Origin of the sequence: Pseudomonas emilianonis, from assembly GCF_023072625.1 — a bacterium.
In the GTDB taxonomy this organism is placed as follows: domain Bacteria; phylum Pseudomonadota; class Gammaproteobacteria; order Pseudomonadales; family Pseudomonadaceae; genus Aquipseudomonas; species Aquipseudomonas paraveronii.
The window spans coordinates 1-22,932 of the sequence record NZ_JAKNRV010000040.1; the positions used below are offsets into that span (position 1 = coordinate 1).

Consider the following 22,932-nt stretch of genomic DNA (forward strand, 5'->3'; position numbering starts at 1 on the left):
AGGCCGTTTGAACGAAGCGCTGGCAAGTTTGCAGGCCGCCGTGCGAGAGGCCGGCAGCGGCCGCGAGCGGTTTCGCCTGCGCGCCGCCCAATGCCATTTGCTACAGCGTTTCGACCCTCGCGCGCAGTTGCGTGTGGCCGTGGATGTATTGCTCCAGGAAGCGACGGAGCAGGGCCTCGATCGTTGGGAGCCGGATCTGGTCCGGCCGTTATTGGAGTTGGCCCTGGCGCATGAAGACGGCGGTTCGAGAGCGTTGTGGGGGCAACAGTTGGCAGCAATGGATTTGCCGGCTTTCTGGCGTTTGGCCAGCCAGCCGGCAAGTTGAATGAGCAACAGGCAATACCTGGCAGGCGTGTGCATATCCATGCCTTGAGTTTTCTAACGGCTGCGTTGAGCGAGTCCGGTAAACAGGAGTGAGATTTAATGGCTAGTGAAGGTTCGGTCGCGCCTAAAGAGCGCGTCAATATTGTTTACAGCTCTGACACCGGCGGCGCGCAGGAACAGGTCGAGCTACCCCTCAAGCAGTTGGTGATCGGCGATTTCACCTTGCGTGAAGACGATACGCCGGTTGAAGACCTCAAACCGATCCGCGTCGACAAAGACAACTTCACCGATGTGCTCAAGGGCCAGAACCTGAGCCTGCAGTTGGCGGTACCCAATCGTCTGGCGGAAAACGCGCCAGAGGATGAGCAACTCCCGGTATCGCTGACCTTCCAGTCCATTCGCGATTTTGAGCCGGATGCCATCGTGGCCCAGGTTCCCGAGTTGCAGCAGCTGATCGCCCTGCGTGATTCGCTCAAGGCCTTGAAAGGGCCGATGGGCAATTTGCCGGAGTTTCGCAAGCAGCTTCAGGCCCTGATGAACGATGACGGTGCCCGCGAGCGTTTGCTCTCGGAACTCGGCGTAAAGGACAAGGAATAACCCATGAGCGAAGAAAAGAGTCAGGCAGCGAATACGACCGGCCAGGCGGTCGAGTCGGTTTCCCTGTTGGATCAGTTGGTGGAAGCGACTCGCGTCAAGCCGGGCGACGAGGCGTATGCCGTCACCCGTCAGGGCCTCGAAGCCTTTGTCGCCGAGCTGCTCGAGCCGGCCCGGCAGTCCGAGAAGGTCAGCGCCGGATTGATCGACGACATGATCGCTACGCTGGATGCCAAGCTGTGTCGCCAGGTCGACGCGATCATTCACCACCAGCAATTTCAGAAGCTGGAATCGTCCTGGCGCTCGCTGAAATTTTTGGTCGATCGCACGGATTTTCGCGAGAACAACAAGCTGGAAATCCTCAGCGTTTCCAAAGAGAAGCTGCTCGAAGATTTCGAGGATGCGCCGGAGATCACCCGTTCGGGTCTGTACAAGGCGGTGTACACCGCAGAGTTCGGCCAGTTCGGTGGCCAGCCGTTCGGCTCCATCATTGGTAACTACGAGTTCAACCCGGGCGCGCAGGACATGAAGTTGCTGCAATCGGTCGCGGCCATTTCGGCGATGTCTCACACGCCCTTCATCGCCTCGGCCGGCCCGCAGTTCTTCGGCATCGACAGCTTTGCCGACCTGCCCAACCTCAAGGATCTGCAAGCCGTCTTCGAGGGGCCGCAGTTCACCAAATGGAACGCCTTTCGCGAAAGCGACGACGCGCGTTTCGTTGGTCTGACGTTGCCGCACTTCCTGCTGCGCACGCCGTATGGCGAAGACACGATTCCTGCCAAGACGTTCCGCTACAACGAAAACGTCGGTGGTGGTAACCAGGACTTCCTATGGGGCAACGCCGCGTTTGCCTTCGCCAGTCGCCTGTCCGACAGCTTTGCCCAGTACCGCTGGTGCGCCAACGTGATTGGCCCACAGGGTGGCGGCACCGTCGGCGATTTGCCGATCTACAACTACGAGGCCATGGGTGAAACCCAGACCAAGATTCCAACCGAAGTGCTGATTTCCGAGCGCCGCGAGTTCGAACTGGCCGAGCAGGGGTTTATCGCACTGACCATGCGCAAGAACACCGATAACGCGGCGTTCTTCTCCGCCAACTCGTGCCAGAAGCCCAAGTACTTCGGCAATGACAAAGAAGGCAAGGAAGCCGAGCTGAATTACAAGCTGGGCACCCAACTGCCGTACATCTTTGTGGTCAGTCGCCTGGCCCATTACATCAAGGTCATCCAGCGCGAAAACATCGGCACCTGGAAAGAGCGCGGCGACCTGGAGTCGGAACTCAATACCTGGATTCGCCAGTACGTGGCCGACATGGATAACCCCGCGGCCGGTGTGCGCAGCCGTCGTCCATTGCGTCAGGCGGACATTACCGTCAGCGACGTCGAAGGGGATCCAGGCTGGTACCGCGTCGGTTTGAAAGTTCGCCCGCACTTCAAGTACATGGGCGCGTCTTTCACGCTGTCGCTGGTGGGCAAGCTCGACAAGAGCTGATCGGTAGCACGAATGGGCAACGCAGCGGTTGCCCATTCAGGTGTTCACCCGAGGGTCATTGCCTCGGCGTTTCCATACGATGGATTCAACGCAGCGAGACAGGGCCAGAGGCTCTGATCGATGCCTGAAAACTAACTGATTAACCCCGGAGTACACGTTATGCCAATGCCATGCTACTTGAGTATCGAAGGCCAGAACCAAGGCAAGATCGAAGGTTCCAGCACCGTTACCGGTCATGAAGGAATGATCCTTGTTCAGGCCGTCGAACACCTGATCGATATTCCGAAGAATCCGCAGACCGGCCTGCCTGCTGGTAAGCGTGTTCACCAGGGCATGACCCTGACCAAGGAAATCGACAAGTCTTCTCCAAAGTTGCTGCAAGCCCTGACTTCCGGCGAGCAGCTCAAGTCCGTTGTGCTGGAGTTCTATCGGATCTCGCCTAAAGGCACCGAAGAAAAGTACTACACCATCACCCTGAGCAATGCCGTGCTCGTTTCGGCCCACACCTGGGTGCCGAACGTATTGAACCCTGAGTTCAAGCAAATGGGCCATATGGAAGACATCGGCATCACCTACGAAAAAATCGTCTGGACCTGGGTGCCGGACGGTATCGAAGCCGAAGACTCGTGGTTGGCGCCAAAAGCGTAAGCCAGGTTCGACTGTTCAATGCTGCCCTGGTCCAGGGCGGCGTTCTTGCTATCGCAGAAGGTACACCGCGTTGAGAGAAAAACGATTGCTGGAGCGCATCACAAGCCTGCAGGTCGAAACCGGTCGCACGCACCTGACCCAGGCGGAAGTGTTGACGCAGTCGATCGTCCAGCATCTGCAACGCATTTTGAATACGCGGCGCGGCAGCGTGCCGATTGACGCCGAGTTTGGCGTACCTGACTTCACCAATCTGGCCGGTTCGTTTGCGACCGGCGAGACCACGCAAATAATCGAGAACATGACTCGCATGATCGCCCGCTATGAGCCTCGCTTGAAGTCGCCGCGCATCCTGGTCGCCGAAGGCGCGCAGGAAGTGTTGTCGCTGAGTTTCAGTCTTGAAGGCGTGGTGTCGATCGATGACCGGGACATTCCCATTCACCTGGCAACGCGTGTGTCTTCGGACGGTCGCGTGTCCCTGGCGATGCACTAAGTCATGCTCAACAGCCATTATCAAAATGAACTCAACCAACTGCGGCGTCTGGCCGATGAGTTTGCTCGCCGCAACCCGGCCCTGGCGCCGCTGCTGGGGGTGGACTCGGCCAATGACCCGGATGTCGAGCGCTTGCTCGAAGGCGTGGCGTTTCTTACCGGGATGGTTCGCCAACGGTTGGATGACGAGTTTCCCGAGTTCATTCAAGAGTTGGCGCAGCTGCTCTATCCCCATTACCTGCAACCCTTGCCCTGCCTGACGCTGCTGCAATTTCAGCCGCGTGGGGCATTGCAGGAGGTCTCGCGTATCGAGCCTGGATGCGAAATTGCCTCGGTACCGGTCGATGGCCAGCGGGTGCGCTTTCGCAGCACCGCGGCGGTCGATCTGGAACCGTTGCAATTGGTCAGTAGCCGCTGGGACGGCGCCGCCGGTGAAGAGCGCAGCCTGGTTCTGGACTTTGCTTTTACCACCGCCGACCCCAATAGCTGGCTGGCCGACAGCCTGCGTTTCTATCTGGGTGATGGCCTGGCCGATGGCTCCAAGTTGTTGCGTCTGCTGCAGCTCAACCTGCGTGAGATTCGTATCTGCGCCCAAGAGCAGCCGATGACCGTACTGCCGGCCAGCCATTTGCGTGGCCTGGGATTCGATGCGAGCAACACCTTGCTGCCGTTTCCCGATACCGCGCACCCGGCCTATCGTTGCCTGCAGGAATACTTCGCGCTGCCCGAGAAATTTCTGTTTATCGAGCTTTGCGGGTTCAAACAATGGCGGGCGAGAGGCGCCGACGGGCGTTTCAGCGTGCGCCTGATGTTCGAGAACCTGCCGGACTGGACGCCGAATCTGTCGGCCAACAGCTTTTTGCTGGGGGTGACGCCAGCGATCAATCTGTTCGCCCAGGACGCGCACCCGCTGCGCATCGACCACAAGCAAGTCGACTATCGCATCCAGCCTGCCGACCATGGCCAGCGCATGAGCATGCGGATTCATTCGGTGCTCAAGGTCAGTGCTTATTCCGCCGCAGGCGGGGAGCGGCTGCTGGAACCGTTCAATACCTTCTCGCAGCGCGACACCTATAACCTGCGCATCCGCGCCTCGAGCATCGATGCCCAAGGCTATGACCACTATCTGAGCCTGCCCTACAGCGAAGGCAAAGTGCCGGGCGAGATGACCTTGTCCATCGGTTTGCTCTGCACCAATGGCAAGTTGCCGGAAAGCCTGCGCCTGGGCGATTTGAACCAGCCTACCGACAACACGCCGCCCAGGGTCGAGTTCAAGAGCATTCGTGGCATCACACCGTGCCAGCCGCCCAAGTTCGACGACAAGTTGCTGTGGCGCATGCTCTCGCAGCTCAATGCCAACCACTTCCGCCTGGCCGATCGCGACTACCTGCGCGGGCTGCTCGCGCTGTATCTGCCGAGTGTCAGCGAAGGTGCCCAGGACGCCAACCAGCGGCGTATCGACTCCATCGAAACCGTCACCGTCAGCCACGAGCGGCGCTTTATTCGTGGGCTGCCGATCGAAGGCAGTGAGGTCCGGGTCGAGTGCCGGGGCGACTACTTTCTCAGCCCCGGCAATTTCTACCTGTTCGGTTGCGTGCTCGATGAGTTTTTCGCTGGCTGTACGGCAATCAACAGCTTTACCGCTTTCACGCTGTTCGACAGCGTCAACCACGAGACCTTGAAATGGCCAGCGAAGATCGGGCACCAACGCCTGTTGTGATCGATCCGCTGCTCGATGACGGCGGCGAGTTCGGGTTTTTCCAGGCCTTGCGCCTGTTGCGGTTACGTTTCCCGAGCGAAAAAGGCTTCGTCGACAACGTGCGCGTCCGGCCGCGTCTGGGGCTTGGGTTTCCGCTGCGGGATATCGAGGGGATCGAGCAGGACGACGACGGTCGCTATCGGATCGAGGCGAACTTTTTCGGTCTGTATGGCGTCACCTCGCCGTTGCCGACGTTTTACACCGAAGACCTGATCGACGAGCAACTGCTGGGCCACTCTGCGGGACGTGACTTTCTCGACATCCTGCATGCCTCGCTCTATCCGTTGCTGTTTCGTGCTTGGGAAAAGCACCGGATCTGGATCGATATTACCGAGCGGCGCGACGTCAAGAGCCTGCGCCAGTTGCAGGCGCTGATCGGCATTGCGGACGCGCGTCCGGAGCAACGCGATCAATCCAACGATTTGCTGCGGTATGCCGGGTTGTTCAACCAATACCCACGTTCGGCCCTGGGTCTGCAGCAACTGGTCAAGGCCGCGCTCGGTGATGTCGCGGTGGAAGTCGTGCCCTGTGTCGAGACGCGTCTGCGCATCGACCGTGCGGCGCGCACTTACCTGGGCATGCAGTGCGGTGTGTTGGGCGAAAACAGCCTGCTCGGTCGTGAAGTCATGGACCGCAGCGGCACGCTGGACATCCGCCTGACGTCACTGAGTACCGCGGCTTTTCACGGGTTATTGCCGGGGCAAGCGCTGTATCAAAAGCTTGAACGGTTGGTGGGATTGTATCTGCAGACACCGCTACGCAGCCGACTGGTCATGCGTCTTGCGGCAGATAAGCAGCAGTGCGCTTCGCTGGGGGGCGGCTGGCAGCGGCTGGGCCTGGATACCTGGCTCGGTGACGGTGACACACAGGACGACGTTGTATTCATGCTGACGGCCGAACACGGACCAATGCTCGAAGAGAGGGCTCGCTAGATGATTCAGGTAGAACTCAAACCGCTGTTTGCACGGCTCAATGTGTACAGCACCAAGGCCCTGGAGAACGCGGCGGGCCAGACCCTGGCGCGGGCTCACTACGAGATTTCCCTGGAGCACCTGCTGCGCCAGTTGCTGGAAGATCCGGACGCCGATACGACGCGCATCCTCGCTCGATTCGAGATCGATCCGCTGCGCCTGCGTGCGCTGCTGGATGAGGGCCTGGCGCAACTGAAAAACGGCAACCCCGGGCGTCCGGTGTTCGCCGGCCTGCTCACTGAGTGGATTCAGGACGCCTGGCTGATTGCCTCGCTGGTGGTCGGCACCGGGCGAATTCGTGGCGGCTCGCTGTTGCTGGCGCTGGTATCGCGCCTGGGTTACTACACCGCCGGCACCCGTTACGGCGAACTGCTCAAGCCGATTTCCACCGATGCCCTGACGGCAGAGTTTGCTCAGCTGTTGGGCGGCTCCAGTGAAGGTCCGCTGGACAGCCTGCAGACCGGCACGGCCTGCGCTTCGCTGGGCAGTGCCGGCGGTGTTGCGCCCGCTGCCGAAGACAATATCGCGCGCTTTTGCGAGGACCTGACTGCCAAGGCAGCGGCGGGGCGCATCGACCCGATTTTCGGGCGCGATGATGAGATTCGCCAGATGATCGACATCCTCGCCCGGCGGCGTAAAAACAACCCCATCGCGGTGGGCGAACCAGGTGTGGGCAAGTCCGCCGTGGTAGAGGGGTTGGCGTTGTTGATCAGCCAGAATGAAGTCCCCGACTTCCTCAAAAACACACGCCTGCTCAGCCTGGATCTCGGTGCGCTGGAAGCCGGCGCCAGCGTCAAGGGCGAGTTCGAAAACCGCCTGCGCGGCGTCATCGAAGAGATCAAGGCGTCCACCACGCCGGTGATCCTGTTCATCGATGAAGCGCACATGCTGATCGGCGCCGGCGGCGCGGCGGGTGGCTCGGATGCGGCCAACCTGCTCAAACCCGCGTTGGCCCGTGGCGAACTGCGCACCATCGCTGCCACGACCTGGTCGGAGTACAAGAAGTACTTCGAGAAAGACCCGGCCCTGGCGCGCCGTTTCCAACTGGTCAAACTGGACGAGCCGAGCGTCAAGACGGCGGTGTTGATTCTGCGCGGGCTCAAGGGCCACTACGAAAAAGTCCACGGGGTCAGCGTGCGTGATGACGCTATCGTTGCCGCTGCCGAATTGTCCGATCGCTACATCACCGGGCGTTTGCTGCCGGACAAGGCCGTGGACTTGCTCGACACCGCCAGCGCCCGGGTACGGATCGGCCTGGGCATCAAGCCTGCCGAGTTGGAGCGCATGGAGCGGCAGTTGTCCGGTCTGGCGCGTGAACAGAGCGCCCTGGAGCGCGACCGTGGCAATGGTTTCCCTGTGGAAGACCAACGCCTGACCGATATCGCCGACGAACAGGCTGATATTGACGAGCGTCGTGTTGCACTGGAAGTCCGCTGGCTGGCCGAGCGCGACGCAGCGCTGCGCGTCCTTGAAGCACGCAAGCAACTGACTCTGCAAGAACAGGATCTGCCGGTTCCGGCCGAAGGCGAGGTTGCGCAGGTACTGGCATCGCTGGAAGAACGCCAGGCCGAGCTGGATCAGGCCCGCGAAACGCTGGCCGCGCTGCAAGGTGACGCGCCGCTGCTGTTCACCGAAGTCAGCCCCGATGCGATTGCCCAGGTGGTTTCCGACTGGACCGGCGTGCCGCTGGGCAAAGTGCTGCGCGATGCGGCGGGCGGCGTATTGGCCCTGGCCGACAACCTCAAGATGCGCATTCGCGGTCAGGACACCGCCGTCGAGCAGATCGCCGAAATCCTCAAGGCCGCGCAATCCGGCCTGCGCGATCCGCAACAGCCGTTGGGCGTGTTCCTGCTGGTCGGGCCCTCGGGTGTCGGTAAGACCGAAACCGCCCTGGCCGTGGCCGAACATTTGTTCGGCGGCGAGCAGGCGATGATCTCGGTGAACATGAGTGAGTACCAGGAGAAGCACACCGTCAGCCGCTTGGTGGGCTCGCCCGCCGGCTATGTCGGCTTCGGCGAGGGCGGCATGTTGACCGAGGCGGTGCGCAAGCGTCCGTATTCGGTGGTGCTGCTCGATGAAGTGGAAAAAGCCCACCTGGACGTGGTGAACATTTTCTATCAGGTCTTCGACAAGGGCAGCCTGTCTGACGGCGAAGGGCGGCAGATCGATTTTTCCAACACCGTGGTGTTGCTGACCAGCAACCTGGCCACCGAAGAGATCCAGAACCTGTGCGTTGACGGGCGTCCCGATCCGGACACCCTGGCGGAAAAGATCCGTCCGACCCTGTCCCGGCATTTCAAGCCGGCGTTGCTGGCGCGCATGACCATCGTGCCGTTCTTCACCCTGGGTGGCGAGCAACTGGCGGGCATCGTGCGCCTCAAGCTGGGCCGGCTCAGCGAGCGCCTGCTGGCTTCGTCGAAAGTCCGTTTGACGTTTGCAGAAGAGGTCGCCGCCGCCATCGCCGCGCGTTGCACGGAAGTGGAGAGCGGGGCGCGCAATATCGACTTCATTTTGCGCAAAAGCCTGACGCCGCGTCTGTCGGACGTCTTGCTCGGGGCGATTGCCGATCAGCGCCCGCTGGCTGGGTTGCATGTGGCGGTGGATGCTTCGGGGGAGTGGCTGATCAGCCGCATCCTGGCCAACGAAAGCGGGGCTTCGGACCTGGCTGCCGAGCCGTTGGAAGAGTTGGTCTAAGCCATGAATCATGCAACGTATAGACAGCCTCGTGTGCAGCCAACTATGGACCTTGCAGTGACTGTGTCGAACCTCAGGGAGACTCGTCGTCATGCGCCTTGATTACGGTGATGCCAGCCTGTTATTGGTCGCTCGGGATCGTCTGGAACATAGTCCCTGCATGGTGGTGACTGTGGGGCTGTTGTACGAAGCGGATCAAACGATTGTCACGGCTGATCAGGCACAGCCATGGCTGGCCGAGCGCTTCGCCAAACAGCCGTTCGATCGTGGCTTGAAAAAACCCCATGGCACCTTTGCCGTTCACGGCAGCGCCTATCCTTTGAATACAGCGCAACAGGCTGGCATGGCGGTGCGGGTCAACTTAGGTTCGCTGGTCAAGACCCTGCATGTGCAGCCTCCTCGCCAGTGGCGTAAAGGTTTGCTGGGTTGGAGTCCTGTTGTCTGTGGTGCGCTGACAGTCTTTCCGCTGGACTTGCAGCATGCCTATGGCGGTGCCGACAGCCCGGACAACCCTCAAGGGATCGGCTACACGACTGAGCCGGATGTCGCCGAAGGCCTGATCTTGCCTCAAGTCGAAAGCCCGCAAACGCCCTTGCGTGCGCCTGGTGAAGCTGTGCAGGTAGCCAGCTTGCTGCCGCTGTTGCCTCACTCCCGGGAGCGCCGGACTTTTTTCGGGACCTGTGATGATGCTTGGGCACGTCAGCGTGCGCCTTTTGCGCCGTTGGACACAGACCCACGCTGGTTTGACGAAGTCGCCCAGGATCAGGTCCAACCGGGCTATTGGGCAGGGAATGAGGCCTGGTCCGTTTCCGGTATGCATCCTGCGCAGTTGGAGATCACCGGCCGTTTGCCGGGCTTTCGCCCACGGCTGTTTGTTCAGCACACGTTGACGACAGGTTCACAGGCGGCATGCGCGCCCTTTATCGAAGAGGCAAAACTTGAGCTGGACACCGTATGGTTGTTTCCGGATGTCGAGCGGGTGCTGCTGGTCTATCGAACGCAGATCCCCGTGCGGGACATTGATGGCGACGATCTTGCTGCAGTGGCGTTGCGTTGCGAACGTGCAACGGACCCGGGTAAGAGCCCAGAGGAGTGGATTGCCGAGCTGTGGCCGCAGCGTTCCGGTCCTCACGGCGATGAGCAAGTGCCGCCGGGCGACGCAGCCCTGGCAGATGAACAGGAAGAAAAACTGTCCCGGTTGAGCGCCGACTTTGAGGCAGATGTTGCTGCGTTCATCGCTGAGCATGAAAAGAACCTGGCCTTGTCCATGGAATTGACGGGCGTCGCGGATCCAATGGGGAGCCTGCAAACGGCGCAAGCGATGGAACGCAGCCTGACGTCTTTAATGCCTAAGCTGCATGCCACGCTCAACGCCGCGCATCAACTTTTTTCGGATGGGCAGGACGAATCTGTGCCTTCAGCTCTACGGTCACTGGGGGGCATCCAGACACCCGCTGATGCTGAGGCTTACCGCGAGCAAGTCGAAATGCTTGCGGGGCCGGAACAGATTGAAATCATGCTGGCTGAAAGTGAGGCTGCCATTCAGCAACAGGTAGAGGATGTTGCCCGATTGCTGGACCGGGACCCACAAGCCTTGCGTGCCGAGCTGCAAGCTTCGGCGATGCCACCCGCCCCGACTATGGCCCAGGCGCAACTCGATACTTTGCTAGGAGAGACGGATCTGGAGGCTATGGTCGTGGAGCTTGAGGCGACCTTGCAGCAACAGCTCGAGCAAATGGCCAGTGACCTGGGCATGTCTGCACAGGATTTGCTGGCCGAGGCCAAAGCCCATGATCCATTGATACGATTCAGCGGTTTGCTGACCGACGCCCCACTCGCCGAAGGCAGTGCCGAGGCGCAGCAAAGAGCAGTGCAAATCAGCGAACTTGAGTCGCTGATTGTTGCGATGAAAACCGTTTCACCCCAAGAGGTTTCAGCCGGCATCGCTCCTGACTGGACTCGAGAATTGTTGCAGGCCAGTCATGACAGTAAACAAGCACTCGATGGCGAGTACTTTCTGTCGCTGGATTTTTCCGGATTTGACTTTGGCGCCGCTGTGTTCAAGAGCTGCCAGTTCCATAAGTGCCAGTTCTTGCGTACATCCTTTATCGGCGCAGACCTGAGCCTTAGCCACTTTATCGACTGCGAGATCAGCGATGCCAACCTGACTGATGCGTGTTTGGACGGCGCCATTTTCGAGCGCTGCTCGATGGACCGGATGCAGGCGCACGGTGCGGATTTCAATGCAACTTACGCTGAGCAATGCACGCTCGACGGTGCTGATTTTACCGGTGCCAAAGGTCAGGCGACGCAATGGGTTGAGTGCAGTTTTCTCGCTGCCCGGTTGCAAGGCGTCAACTGGGCGGGTGGACGTTGGCAGCGCTGTAACCTGAGCGGTGCAAATGTGGCAGATGCACAACTGAGCAAGACCCAGCTTCGTGCCTGTGAACTCAATGGTATGGCGTTCTGCGGGGCTGATCTGCAAGGTGCCTCCTGGTCCGAGAGTCAGGGCATCGATATTGATCTGAGTAACGCCCGGCTGCAGCAATGGCAACTCGACCAGGGCTGTCGCCTGCCGTCAGTACGTCTGGATGGTGCCAATCTCAGCAACGCTAGCTTGCAACACGCTTTCCTGAATCGCGCCAGCTTGCGCGGTGCTTGCCTGTCACACGCATTGGTCCTGGATTGCGATTTGAGCGACAGCGATGGCTATCACGTGGATGCCAGCAGTGCGGACTTCACGGGCACTGATCTCAGTCGCGCCACATGGACGGGTGCGAATTTGCTGGAGGCCGGATTGCGTAAGGTCAATCTGGCCCAAACCGACCTTCGTGGCAGCAATTTGCATGGAACCTTAACCGAAGGCGTCAAGGGCAAAGGGGCTCTTTTTCACGGAGCGCTGATGACCCGTTGCCGAGTGCTTGAGGACCTGCCTTGTGATTGATTATCCCCTTTTCTGCTTGAGGACCGCCTGATGGCTTATGAGTCGATGCTGTCCATGGAGCCGACCATGCAAGCAATTGATACACCCCTGTGTAGCTTCGTCAGCACAGCATTTCCGAATGCCGCAATTCGAGTATTCGATTGGAAAGGAGAGGAAGCACTTTCCCGGCCTTACCGCTTTGAGGTGCGCTTGGTATCACGCGACTCAACGCTGGATGACGAGGCCATGCTCGGTAAACCCGCGACCCTGGCCATTACTGATGCCCAAGGCCTGCCGCAGGTTTATCACGGCGTGGTCACTGACGTGGAGCAGCTTGATGACAATGGAGAGTATTTTTTCTTCCGCGTGGTTCTGGAGCCGAGGATGGCGCTGTTGCGTCAGTTTCGATTCTCCGAAATTTGGCTGGACAGCAGTCTGGATAAGATTGTTACGGATGTACTGAAAGAGGTTGGGCTGGTCAACGCCGGACCTGGTCAGTATTCAAGTGAAGTTGGCGATTTCGATTTTGATCTGCGTTTTCTCAAAGAAGATCTGGACTCTATGAGCGCTAGCTTTACGTGTCAGTTCGAAGAAACCAGCTTTGACTTTCTTTCGCGGTTACTGGAGTACTACGGTGTCTACTACTACTTCGAACAAGGTCCCAGTCAGGAAGCCCTGGTGTTATGCAGTGACCAGAAATTGCAAGCAACGGGTTTGACCAGGCTTGTTTTTCGCCCCTTGAGCAGTGGGGTTCAGGTCGAGACGACACTGGCCGTTGCCAGGACGTTCAGGCGCAGGATGATCAGCCAAGCCAGTCAAGTGGTGTTGACGGATTTCTCTGCGACCAATGCGCAATTGAAACTGCAGGCCACGGCCTCGGTCGCTGATGCGAGTATGCCTGTCAATGATGAACGCACTGCCGCTGCGGCGACCCGCAGCAGCGTGTTCTTCGGTGACTATGGACTGCACGGAGAGCATTTCGGCTCAACGACAAAGGGTGCATGGCTGGCCAAGCGTCGCGCTCAGGCGTTGGGTTGCAGAAGCCGCGAGTTCCACGGCGGCGGCAGTGCGACGGGGTTGCGGGCGGGCTATCTGATGGCGTTGAGCGACCATCCGCGAGCCGTGCTCAACACTCAGTATCTGGTTGTCGAGGTCCAGCATGAGGGTAGCCAGCCACTACCCTCCCTCGAACACAGTGAGGTGGACAGTACTTTGCAATGCAGTACGCGTTTTGTCGCCTTGCCTGCGAACGTGCAATACAGGGCTCCTTGCAGTACGCCGAAGCCTCATATCACGGGTGTGCTGAGTGCAATTGTCGATGGCGATGACAGCGGCAAACCGCTGTTAAATGAGCATGGTTGTTATAAGGTCATCTTCCCGTTTGTTCGCAGCCAAAAAGAGGTTATCCGGGGGTCCGCGTGGCTACGCATGGTCACTTTGTCCAGCGGTGCCGGGCATGGCATGCATTTTCCGCTACTCAAAGGCGCCGAGGTATTGGTCTCGTTTCTGGAGGGCGACCCGGATCGTCCGATTATTACCGGTACAGTGCCCAACTCGGAAAACCTCAATCGGGTCAATGAGAGCAATGTAACGCAAAGTGGGTTCTCTAGTCCTGGCGGAAGTTATCTGGTCGTGGATGACAATAAAGCCGGTGCTTTAATGGCCTTGGGGTCTCCGGCGGGCAAGACAAATCTGGTGATGGGCGATGGCGCGATCAGCGGTGCCCATTTGACGACACAAGATCATATGGAATTGGCCTCTGACACCTATACGCACTACGTAGGTGATGTTTACGGCTCAAGTATTGGACGCAGTTCCGATTTCAATACCACCGATTTCCTCAGGCCGGATAAACATATCCGCGATGATGGTTTTCAAGGTTTCGCCGGCATGCCTACTCCAACGGCAGAGCAATTAATTGGTGGATGGGTAAACTTGAGTGTTGGTGGTGTAGCGCCTGCAGCAGCGCAAGGCTCTTATACGGCTGAAATCACCCGGGCGGATATCCAGTGTACGGTTAATATTGGCGGCGGTGATGACAGTAAAAAAAATCAATACACCGATTATGCGACTGTCCTGAATTACAACAAGCGCGGGGCCAAGGCCGACGTCAATGAGGGGAGTGGCTATCGTTACGATCACCATAAAAAAGAACAGTCCACTGCTCACCTAGTTAAAACCACGAGCTATGCCGTTGACACGATTATTGCGTCAATTGATGCCTCGCAGTTCGGGGTTACGACGGACATCGGCGCTGTTCGAGGTATTAACTCGTTTAAGATAACCGGCAACGATCACACCATTACACTGGACAGTAGTGGCCTCGTCATAAAAACACGAAACAATGCGCCCATCCTCCTGGACGGTAATGTGGTGGTAGGCGGTTGCCTGTTGGTCAAGGATTCCTTGCAGGTGGAGGGTGACGTCTGCGCTCTAAAAAATATAATCGCCGACTTTCTGATAAGTAACGAAGTGCATTGTGAAGCGGCGTATTCCAATACCGGAAAGCTGGGTCTAATTGCGATGCCGATTCCGGTGGCAACACAATTTGCAAAGTTCAAGAGTGATTACGAAGCTCTGTACGCGGATAAACGTGGTGGGGTTCAAAAAGCCCTCAATAAGCTGGCGGCCATCAACAATGTAGCCCTAAGTTTGGAGAATATTCTTTTGCAATCCAGCGCGGCTGCGCTGAAGAGTCCGGTTAAGCTGCCGGCCGGTGGGATGCAGGTGGTGTATACCGCCCAAGACGTAATGAAGAAAGTTCTTCATACGACCCAGTTAGTAAGAGACGTTGTTGATTTGATAAAAGCGCGTGCTAACCGAGCGCTTAGCAAGCTTAACGACAAAACTATTAGCACCCCCATCATCAATCGAGTCGAAGAAGGATTTGCAGAATCTAAAGCGGGTATTGCCGCAGCCGGAGTCCGAGCCCTCGCGTCTACGGTGGCGACCACTCAAGCTGTTTTTGATGCGGGAGCGGATTGGGATGTTCCAGGTGCCGCTACAGCTGCCAAGGGGTTAGCGGATACCACCAGCAAAGTCAGTTCTTTTGTTACTTCTACAGCCAAGGCCACCCCCGGTGCAGTGGCTTCGGCAGGCAAGGCCGTCGCCAGTGTGGTGACGGGGGTGAATCATCAGGGAGCTGATGGGACTCAGACAGGCGACAAAACATGAGCCCCACTGAATCCATAACCCTTGTTACCCCATTGCCAGCTGACGCGTTGCACTCGCTTTTGGCTAAAGGCATGCCTCTGCGCGATCTCATTCTCGCCGGAGGTGATTACCGCAATGTCGATCTAGGGCAGGGGCGATTCGAGCGAGTGGATGCGCGTGGCGCACGGTTTGCCGGTGCGAACTTGAGTACCAGTCAATGGCGTGGATGTCAGTTAAGCGGAGCGGATTTCTCCAACTGTCCGTTCGATGGCGTGATGTTGACCGATTGTACTCTGGACTTTGCGAAGTTCAGCGGCGTCAGCCTGAGCGGCGGCCGCTGGCTGCGTACTCATAGTGTTGCAGTGGATCTCAGTCTCGCCACTTTACGAGGCGTGAGTTTTATCGATTCGGTGTTCGATGATCTTGTATTGAGTGACGTGGACGTTTCGCAATGCCAATGGCAAGGCTGCAGTTTGCGCAGCTTGCAGGCTCTGGGTGCGCAGTGGCAGCAAGTGCGGATGACCGAGTGCTGCTTCGAAAACCCTGCTTTCGGCCAAGCTCGTCTTGAGCAATGTGCCTTCGATGAGTCGACATTTGTGGGGGCTGATTTCAGTGCCGTAAACACAGTGTCCACCTCTTTCTATCGCTGCAAGGGCGATCGAATCAGCTTTTCCCGTGCAACGCTTAACCAGGCAATTTTCAGTGAAGCGCAATTTCCTGCGGCTGACTTCACAGGTGCTTGCCTGGAGCGGGCAAATCTCAACAAGGCAGATGTAACGGGCGGCGTATTCACCGGTGCATCCCTGCAGTACGCCCAATGTCAGGAAATGAAAGCGACTCAAGCCTCGTTCGTTGCAGCCAACCTTACCGACACCGACTTTCATGCGGCCGAACTCGAAGGCTGCGACTGGCGCGACGCCAACCGTCAGTCCATTCGTCCCCAAGACAGCGAACGCCTCGCGGCGCAACGCTGGCAACCTACTTTATAGGCGCTCATCCCATGCATGAAGCTCTGCAGTTTCTTGATCAGCCCGCCATTTTGCGCCATGCGCGAATCAATGCCGTCGATGGCGAGCGCTTCGGTGTGGTCAGCGCCGAAGGTCATCGCTATTGGTTGAAGCCCGCCTTGGGCTGTCTGTTGCAGCCAGCCGTGGGGGATTGCGTGTTGATTTCCCTGTCTGGCGACCAGGGCTACGTCCTCAGCGTGCTGGAGCGCAGTCAGGCGCAGAGCAGTGAGCTGCGGGTGCCCGGCGATTTGTACCTGAACCTCCCAATGGGAGCACTGAATATTCGGGCGCGTGATGGTATGGCGCTGGATGCGGGGCCGAGCTTGAAGGTTGAAGCCCAAAGCAGTTCGGCGCGCTTTAGCAAAACCGAGATCAGTGTTGATCGGTTGAGCGTTACCGGCGTGCGCTCCGACAGCCATTGGCAGGAGCTTAACGAGCACGCCGAACGCATCAGTCAACAGGCGACCCGGCACGACGCTCAATACGGTGACAGTCGACGCCAGGTGCAAGGGCACGAAGACGTGCATGCCGGCTCGTTGCGCCAACGCATTGATGGCGACTGGAGTGTGCGGGGCGAAACCCTCGATCTGTTCGCGGATGTAGCCGTTGCAATCGATGCTCAACGCATCAAGCTGGGTTAAGGAAACCACTATGTACATGCTCAACAATGGCGGCGCGATTGCTACCGCCTCGCAGCCCGATGTTTGTAAAACGGCGACTCCAGCGGGGCCTGTTCCGATGCCCTATCCCAACATTGCCGATACCAGCATGGCCGACCCCGGCGGCCTGGTGAACGATGTGTTGATCGCCGGTATGCCAGCGATGAATCAGATGAGCAAGGTGACCTCCAGCAATGGCGATGAGGCGGGCGCACAAGGTGGTGTCGTTAGCGGCAAGATCATGGGCGAAATGACCTTTACCGATGGCAGCACCAAGGTCATGGTCGGTGGTAAACCCGCCGTTCGGGTCACCACGCAAACCCTGCAGAACGGTGCGCCGGGTAATACGATCGGTGTGGTATCGGCTGGCAGTCAGACCCTTGTGACGGTGATGTCATGAGACCGGTTTGCGCGTATCTGCTCATCCTTTGCACGCTGCTCGTCGGCTGCAGCAGCCAGGAACTCACCCCCGAGCAAAAGGCCCTCACCGCGCTCAAATGGGACTACACCGAAAACGCCATCGAGCTGAGCTTCACCGCCGATAACGACCTCAATCAGTACGACGGCCAGGCGCATAACTTGTTGGTGGTGATCACGCAGTTCGATCAGATCAGTGCGTTTTCCGCCTACACCGGCAGCTCCCAGCAACTGAGCAGCCTGCTGCTGATGAACAGCGCGCCGCCCGGGATGATCGGGCTTACGCGGCTGTTTATCGAGCCGGGTCAGACCCGGCAGTTGAGCTTGCCGCGACTCGAGGGCGCGAAGATGGTCGGCGTCGCCGTCGGCTATGCGCACCTGGACCCGGCGCGCAGCGTCAAGCTCTACCAGATCGGCGTCGACGTGACGTCGACGGGGTTCTTCAGCAAGACCTGGACCGCCACACCGCGCCCCATCGCCATTGACCTGCTCGTCGGGCCCGATGCGCTGTTGCGCGGCAAGGAAAGTCGTCTGGCGTTGCCCAAGCCGGTGCAGCCCCGAGAGGGCGAGGTGCGCCTGCCCGGCGCACAGGACTGACCTACTTGTCGTGAGCGTTGCAACGGCCACGCTTTTTCAATTTTTTGCCTGAAACCGAGCCCTATGAATATCGATCAGTTGTTGTATTGGCACCAGGGCTTGTTCCTCCAGCCTCAGCATTTCCAACAGAACGATGCCCGTATCGAGCATCGTCTTGCCCGTACCACGGGGTTGAACCATCCATACCCGTGGGGCCTGATCTCGCTGAAGATCAACGAGCCCGCGCTGGTTGCCAAACAATGCCTGCTCGATCAATTGTCGGTGCGCTTCGCCGAAGGCACGTTGGCCGAATATCCGGGTAATGCGGTGCTGGAGTCGCGCAGCCTGGACCTGAGCGAATTCAGTGGCGGCCGCACGCTGTTTGTGGGGTTGCGCCGCTTGCTGCCAGGCGAAGTCAACGCGCAAGTGTTCGAGACCCTCTCGGCCGGTTCCCGGGCGGAAGCGCGGTTTATCGTGGCGGCTGACCCGGAAGTGATCGGTGACCGTCTCGGCAATTCCCCGGAAGCGCGGGTGAGGCCGATGTCCTATGTGTTGCGGCTGTTCTGGGAGGATGAGCTGGAGCATTTGAGCGCCTACGAGCTGCTGCCGATTGCCCGCCTTGAACTGGACGGTGATCGCGTCCGGCCGGCCCAGCGCTACGTGCCGCCGTCGATCAATCTGGCGGCATCGCCGATGCTCCTGCAAACCTTGCGTGAAGTCCGTGACGAACTGGTCGGCCGGGCGCGGCAGTTGTCGGTGTACAAGCAGCCGGGAGAGTCGCGGCGCGGCGATCTCGACGCTGCGCAGGTCAACCATCTGATGGCCCTGGCGGTATTGAATCGCTATGGCCCGTTGCTGACGCATTTGCTCGAAACACCGCAGGTTTCGCCATGGGAGCTTTACGGCACCCTGCGCCAACTTGTCGGTGAGTTGAGTCTGTTTTCCGATGTCTGCGACATGCTCGGCGAAACCCCGGATGGGCGTCTGTTGGTGCCGCCGTACAAACACGAGGAGGCGGGGGCCGCGACGATTGCACTGGTGGCCCTGATCGGCCAGCAGCTCAATGAAATCAGCATTGGCTCAGAGTTGCTGGTGCACCTGCAACTGCAGGAAGGCTTTTATCAGGCCCCATTACCGGACGCATTTTTCGGCCCACGGCATCGTTACTTTCTGGTGGCGCGCAGTGTGGTCGATCCTGTGTGGCTGGCCGAGAGCCTGCCGATGGATGGCAAGCTCGGAGCGCTGAGTGTCATGCAAGGCCTGGTCAACCGCGCATTGCCCGGCGTCGAGTTGATCTACCTGCAGGTTCCGCCCCAGGGGCTGCCACGGGTGGCCGGCGCGTTGTACTTCCGCCTGGAAACGCTGAGCGATGGTTGGGACACGCTACAGCAGGAGCGGCAGGCGGCGTTTTTCCTGCCCCAGCCGCCGGCTGACCTGAGTATCGACCTGGTGGTGGTGCGCACATGATCAATCCCCGCCTGGCTGACTGCTGGATGTCGAGTTTCGAGGCTGCCAAACGCGGCTTCATTGATCCGGCACAGTCCTACGAGACGCTTGCGCCGGCGCTCATCGTGCTGCTCGATGGCGCCGCCAATCGGGCCCGCGAGCTGCATTTTGCCGAAGCCGAAGTGCGTGAAGCGTTGTTCGCGGTGGTCGCCTGGATCGATGAGGCGGCCATGTCTGGCGAATGGCCCGGGGCGGCAGAATGGCGGCGCGCCCCGTTGCAACGTCACTACTTTTCCACCAGTCGTGCCGGTGTCGAGTTCTTCCAGCGCCTGGAGGCGTTGCCCGAGGCGGCGGGCGGTGCCCGCGAGGTCTTCGGCCTGGCCTTGCTCGGCGGCTTCCAGGGGCGCTACGCGACCCGTCCGGGCGGTGAACTGATGCAATACCGTCGGCTCTGCCTGGAACGGATCATTCTCGATCGGCAGATGGTCCCGCTGGATGCCACCAGCCATCTCTTTGAACAACCCGAGGCGCAGTTGCCAACGCGCCTACGTCTGGTGCGCCGGGGCTTGCCCGGTATTTCGTTGCTGCTGCTGATCGGGGTGCCCTTGATTCTGTTGACCGTGCTTTACATCAGTTTCGATCTCTCGCTGGGTCGACAAGTCAGCCAATTGCTGGAGATGCGCTGATGTTGAAGAAAGCAGGGGTGTTGTTGCTCTGGGGGCTGCTGCTGGTATGCATTGTGCTGTTGCTCTGGGGCCTGGCGCTCTACGAAAACTGGCCATTGTGGTACGTGCCGGTGATTTTCATCGTTGCGCTGTTGCTGGTTTTTTGCCTGCGCGGGGTCGGGCGGCGCTGGTATGCCTGGCGCTTGCGTCGGCGGATGAACAGCGAATTGCCCCAGAGTCGTCGCGATGAGGCGCCGGCGCTTGATCAGGACTGGAACAGCGGCGTGCAGATGTTGCGCCAGTCGCGCCTGAGTCGATTGGGTTCACCGCTGTATGTGCTGCCCTGGTTCTTGACGCTGGGCGAGAGTGACAGCGGCACCCGGCGTTTGCTGGGCAACAGCGGGCTGACCTCGGCCTTGCGTTCGACCCACGGTGGAAAGCCGGCGGCCTCGACTGGGGCCTTGGATTGGTGGTTCCTTGAGCGTGGCGTGATCATTGATCCCGCCGGCCGCATGGCCGAGGGCAACAGCGACGCGGGCCCGGAATGGCGGCGGTTGCTGTACTGGCTGTTGCGTTCGCGGCGCCGTGAACCCCTCAATGGTGTACTGCTGGTGATCGACTGCCAGCGCTTGTTGAGCGATTCCGATGCGCGCCTGGCCGAGCAGGGGCACAATCTGCGCCGCCGCCTGGATGACCTGGTGAAGGTCTTTGGTGCCCGTTTGCCGGTGTATTTCATTATTACCGGTGCCGAAGCCTTGCCGGGCTTCACTCCATGGGCGTCCGCTCTTACACCGCCGCAACGTGAGCAGCCATTCGGCCTGCTCAGCCTGCAGCGCACGGGGGCGGCGCAGGTGTTTCTCGAAGAGATGTTCAGTGGGATTGGCCAGCGCCTGTTCGACCTGCGTATCGAGTTGGGCGTGCGTGGCCTGCCTGATGAAGAGGCGTTCAGCCTGCCGGAGCGCATCGTTGATCTACGCTCGCGTCTCCAGCATCTGCTGTTACCCGCGTTTGACGCCAACCCCTACAGCGAGTTGCCGCTGCTCTGCGGGCTGTTCCTCACGGCCAACGGGCAAGAGGCTGACGGCACAAGCGAAGGCTGGTTCAGTCATGAGTTGCTGGGACAGCTGTTGCCGGCGCAACGCCATGCTTATCAGCCCATCGATAGTTGGCATCGCTGGCGCAGGCTGTTGGCGCATGCCGCAGTGCTTGGCTGGCTGGGACTGTGTGTCGGCTTTGGCGCCTTGCTGGTGTATGCCGACCACCACACTGAGGCAGTGCTTACCGAAGCGATGGACGAGCCGCCAGCGGCCGAGGACTTCGACGGCGGGCTGGAGACCGACCTGGATGCGCTGCGTCGCTTCCGCCAAGCGTTGATCAGCCTGTCTGCCCAGCAGCAGGGCGGCTGGCATGGTTTGCTGCCGTTCTCAAGGCATATCGAACAGGTCCAGGAGCACTACCGCTCTGACTACGTCAGGTTGTTCGACCACGAAATACGCACGCCAGTATTCGATGGTGTCATCTCGCAAAACCTGCGCGGCGCGTTGAACAGCGGCGATCCACGCCTGATTGCCGCGTATGCCGAATTCCTTGTGCGACGGATCAACCTGCTCGATGCCCGTCTGAACAATCAGTCGATGGATAACCTGCCGCTGCCGGGTTCCGAGGTGGGTTTCCTGAACTTGACCTACGGTTCCAAGCAAGCGACCAGCGCCGGGCAGTTGGTCACCCTGGGGAGCAGCTATCGCTCCTATCTGGAGTGGCAGACCGATATGGCGCAGATGCAGAGCCAGCGAGCAGCGTTGCTGGGTCAGCTCGAAAGCATGGGGCTTGAAGGACGCCCCCTGACGTGGCTGAAAGCCTGGGCGGAACTGCAGGACAATCTGCCGCCGATCCGGCTGGCTGAATACTGGAGCGATAGCGATAACCCGGGACTGAGTCTTTCCGGTGCCTATACGTCGCAAGGGCATACTGCGATTTTTGCTTTTATGGATGAACTCGGCCTCGCCAGCCGTGACAGCGCGCTGTGGGAGACACAGCGGGTGAAATTCCTCGATCAGTACCGAAGCGATACCCAGGATGCCTGGTATCGGTTTCTGCAGGACAGCCTGCTCAGTGCGCAGACACGCTTGAAAAGTCGCGGTGACTGGCAACTGGCCCTGAGTGTCGTCGGTACGCCCAACGATCCGTTCCTGAAGCTGTTGCATCGCAGTGCCGAACGGTTCGCCCTGATCCCGGTCGAGCGACGCGCACCTTGGGCGAACCGCGCGGTGTCGCTCGATCGCTTGCTTGAACTGGCCCGTAACAACGATCTGCATGCCGAAGCGGGGGCGTTGGGCAGTCTGAAAATCACCAATGCGCTAGGCGGCGATGTGCTCAAGGGCATGGCCAATGGCGGCTCGATCGAGAGTGGCGTCAACGGTTTGCGCGACGAGTTGACCCAAGCCCGCGCGTTGGCCAGGTTTCAGCAGTTGATGAAAGGTGTGGTGGCCGATCTGCAGAAAAGCGATGCGCAAGCGTTCCAGGTTGCCGTGGATACTTGGGGTTTCGGTGCCGATCCTGCGGTGAAGTCTGCGCCGCTGTGGGAAGCCGATAGCGTGCGCAGCGCCTTGATCCAGGCGCTGAAGGGGCCGGATCCGCGTGAAGATGTGGTCTGGTCGTTGGCGACCGGCCAGTTGGATTTCGCCTCGCATTACGCCTCCGAAGTGGCGGCCTGTCGCCTGCAAAGTGACTGGAGTGGGCAGTTGCTCAGTTCGATCCAGGGCGTGCAGGACCCGGTCATGCTTAACGAGCTGCTGTACGGCGAACGCGGTCAACTGCCGGCCTTTATGAACGGGGCGGTGAAAACCTTCGTGCAACGCGATGTGCAGCGCTACAGCGGACGGGAAGCGCTGGGTGTGCAAATTCCGTTGACCGGTGCGTTCTACGCTTATGTCAGTCGTATGCAGCATGCGCGCAACGATCTGCTCGGTGCCGAGCGACAGAGTCAGGCCCAGCAGGCCACCGAGCAGCAAAGCCGGCAGGCACTCGAAGCCGAGCAGAAAAGCCTGGTGGCGCAACGGGCTGAGCTCAAGCAGAGCATTGCCACACTGCAGGCCACCGCGGCCGTGGTGGAATTG

17 protein-coding genes are annotated in these 22,932 nt (G+C 59.5%); all 17 read left to right on the forward strand.

Annotation, left to right across the window (positions count from 1 at the left end):
• Nucleotides 1–325, forward strand: a 325-nt coding sequence (locus L9Z73_RS07160) for a type VI secretion system domain-containing protein (RefSeq protein WP_247397915.1), incomplete at its 5' end; no start/stop codon positions are given.
• Between the two features lie 98 nt (nucleotides 326–423).
• The gene (gene tssB / locus L9Z73_RS07165; RefSeq protein ID WP_247397917.1) at nucleotides 424–921 is read left to right on the forward strand and encodes a type VI secretion system contractile sheath small subunit; all 498 of its coding nucleotides are present in this window, start codon (nucleotides 424–426) and stop codon (nucleotides 919–921) included.
• A gap of 3 nt (nucleotides 922–924) precedes the next feature.
• Entirely contained in the window at nucleotides 925–2,409 is a 1,485-nt protein-coding gene (gene tssC / locus L9Z73_RS07170; RefSeq protein ID WP_247397921.1) for a type VI secretion system contractile sheath large subunit, read from the forward strand.
• A 159-nt stretch (nucleotides 2,410–2,568) separates the two neighbouring features.
• On the forward strand, nucleotides 2,569–3,057 hold the full coding sequence (locus tag L9Z73_RS07175) for an Hcp family type VI secretion system effector (RefSeq protein ID WP_020291465.1): 489 nt from the start codon (nucleotides 2,569–2,571) through the stop codon (nucleotides 3,055–3,057).
• A gap of 70 nt (nucleotides 3,058–3,127) precedes the next feature.
• Nucleotides 3,128–3,547, forward strand: a complete 420-nt coding sequence (tssE, locus tag L9Z73_RS07180) for a type VI secretion system baseplate subunit TssE (protein ID WP_247397922.1) — start codon at nucleotides 3,128–3,130, stop codon at nucleotides 3,545–3,547.
• A 3-nt stretch (nucleotides 3,548–3,550) separates the two neighbouring features.
• A complete protein-coding gene (tssF, locus tag L9Z73_RS07185; protein WP_247397925.1) occupies nucleotides 3,551–5,266 on the forward strand; it encodes a type VI secretion system baseplate subunit TssF in 1,716 nt (571 codons plus the stop codon).
• A complete protein-coding gene (gene tssG, locus L9Z73_RS07190) occupies nucleotides 5,230–6,237 on the forward strand; it encodes a type VI secretion system baseplate subunit TssG (protein WP_247397928.1) in 1,008 nt (335 codons plus the stop codon). The genes tssF and tssG overlap by 37 nt, the downstream gene beginning before the upstream one ends.
• Nucleotides 6,238–8,970, forward strand: coding sequence for a type VI secretion system ATPase TssH (gene tssH, locus L9Z73_RS07195; RefSeq protein WP_247397931.1), 2,733 nt, complete (start codon nucleotides 6,238–6,240; stop codon nucleotides 8,968–8,970). It begins immediately after the preceding gene.
• Between the two features lie 91 nt (nucleotides 8,971–9,061).
• Nucleotides 9,062–11,914, forward strand: coding sequence for a DUF2169 family type VI secretion system accessory protein (locus tag L9Z73_RS07200; RefSeq protein WP_247397934.1), 2,853 nt, complete (start codon nucleotides 9,062–9,064; stop codon nucleotides 11,912–11,914).
• 30 nt (nucleotides 11,915–11,944) lie between these two features.
• The gene (locus tag L9Z73_RS07205; protein WP_247397937.1) at nucleotides 11,945–15,067 is read left to right on the forward strand and encodes a type VI secretion system Vgr family protein; all 3,123 of its coding nucleotides are present in this window, start codon (nucleotides 11,945–11,947) and stop codon (nucleotides 15,065–15,067) included.
• Nucleotides 15,064–16,035: a pentapeptide repeat-containing protein gene (locus L9Z73_RS07210; protein WP_247397940.1), complete on the forward strand. Its 972-nt coding sequence runs from the start codon at nucleotides 15,064–15,066 to the stop codon at nucleotides 16,033–16,035. The genes L9Z73_RS07205 and L9Z73_RS07210 overlap by 4 nt, the downstream gene beginning before the upstream one ends.
• An 11-nt stretch (nucleotides 16,036–16,046) precedes the next feature.
• On the forward strand, nucleotides 16,047–16,694 hold the full coding sequence (locus tag L9Z73_RS07215; RefSeq protein WP_247397944.1) for a DUF3540 domain-containing protein: 648 nt from the start codon (nucleotides 16,047–16,049) through the stop codon (nucleotides 16,692–16,694).
• Nucleotides 16,695–16,704: 10 nt separating this feature from the next.
• A complete protein-coding gene (locus L9Z73_RS07220; RefSeq protein WP_247397945.1) occupies nucleotides 16,705–17,112 on the forward strand; it encodes a DUF4150 domain-containing protein in 408 nt (135 codons plus the stop codon).
• The gene (gene tssJ / locus L9Z73_RS07225; protein ID WP_247397947.1) at nucleotides 17,109–17,726 is read left to right on the forward strand and encodes a type VI secretion system lipoprotein TssJ; all 618 of its coding nucleotides are present in this window, start codon (nucleotides 17,109–17,111) and stop codon (nucleotides 17,724–17,726) included. The genes L9Z73_RS07220 and tssJ overlap by 4 nt, the downstream gene beginning before the upstream one ends.
• 63 nt (nucleotides 17,727–17,789) lie before the next feature.
• A complete protein-coding gene (tssK, locus tag L9Z73_RS07230; protein ID WP_247397949.1) occupies nucleotides 17,790–19,172 on the forward strand; it encodes a type VI secretion system baseplate subunit TssK in 1,383 nt (460 codons plus the stop codon).
• The gene (locus L9Z73_RS07235; RefSeq protein ID WP_247397951.1) at nucleotides 19,169–19,837 is read left to right on the forward strand and encodes a DotU family type IV/VI secretion system protein; all 669 of its coding nucleotides are present in this window, start codon (nucleotides 19,169–19,171) and stop codon (nucleotides 19,835–19,837) included. The genes tssK and L9Z73_RS07235 overlap by 4 nt, the downstream gene beginning before the upstream one ends.
• The coding region (locus L9Z73_RS07240) for a type VI secretion protein IcmF/TssM N-terminal domain-containing protein (RefSeq protein ID WP_247397954.1) at nucleotides 19,837–22,932 on the forward strand (3,096 nt) is incomplete at its 3' end. The genes L9Z73_RS07235 and L9Z73_RS07240, both read left to right, overlap by 1 nt.

Excerpts from the sequence above, each read along its gene's own strand:
- tssB (WP_247397917.1), top strand. The coding sequence starts at position 424 with ATGGCTAGTGAAGGTTCGGTCGCGCCTAAAGAGCGCGTCAATATTGTT.
- tssC (WP_247397921.1), top strand. The coding sequence starts at position 925 with ATGAGCGAAGAAAAGAGTCAGGCAGCGAATACGACCGGCCAGGCGGTC.
- L9Z73_RS07175 (WP_020291465.1), top strand. The coding sequence starts at position 2,569 with ATGCCAATGCCATGCTACTTGAGTATCGAAGGCCAGAACCAAGGCAAG.
- tssF (WP_247397925.1), top strand. The coding sequence starts at position 3,551 with ATGCTCAACAGCCATTATCAAAATGAACTCAACCAACTGCGGCGTCTG.
- tssG (WP_247397928.1), top strand. The coding sequence starts at position 5,230 with ATGGCCAGCGAAGATCGGGCACCAACGCCTGTTGTGATCGATCCGCTG.
- tssH (WP_247397931.1), top strand. The coding sequence starts at position 6,238 with ATGATTCAGGTAGAACTCAAACCGCTGTTTGCACGGCTCAATGTGTAC.
- L9Z73_RS07200 (WP_247397934.1), top strand. The coding sequence starts at position 9,062 with ATGCGCCTTGATTACGGTGATGCCAGCCTGTTATTGGTCGCTCGGGAT.
- L9Z73_RS07205 (WP_247397937.1), top strand. The coding sequence starts at position 11,945 with ATGGCTTATGAGTCGATGCTGTCCATGGAGCCGACCATGCAAGCAATT.
- L9Z73_RS07210 (WP_247397940.1), top strand. The coding sequence starts at position 15,064 with ATGAGCCCCACTGAATCCATAACCCTTGTTACCCCATTGCCAGCTGAC.
- L9Z73_RS07215 (WP_247397944.1), top strand. The coding sequence starts at position 16,047 with ATGCATGAAGCTCTGCAGTTTCTTGATCAGCCCGCCATTTTGCGCCAT.
- L9Z73_RS07220 (WP_247397945.1), top strand. The coding sequence starts at position 16,705 with ATGTACATGCTCAACAATGGCGGCGCGATTGCTACCGCCTCGCAGCCC.
- tssJ (WP_247397947.1), top strand. The coding sequence starts at position 17,109 with ATGAGACCGGTTTGCGCGTATCTGCTCATCCTTTGCACGCTGCTCGTC.
- tssK (WP_247397949.1), top strand. The coding sequence starts at position 17,790 with ATGAATATCGATCAGTTGTTGTATTGGCACCAGGGCTTGTTCCTCCAG.
- L9Z73_RS07235 (WP_247397951.1), top strand. The coding sequence starts at position 19,169 with ATGATCAATCCCCGCCTGGCTGACTGCTGGATGTCGAGTTTCGAGGCT.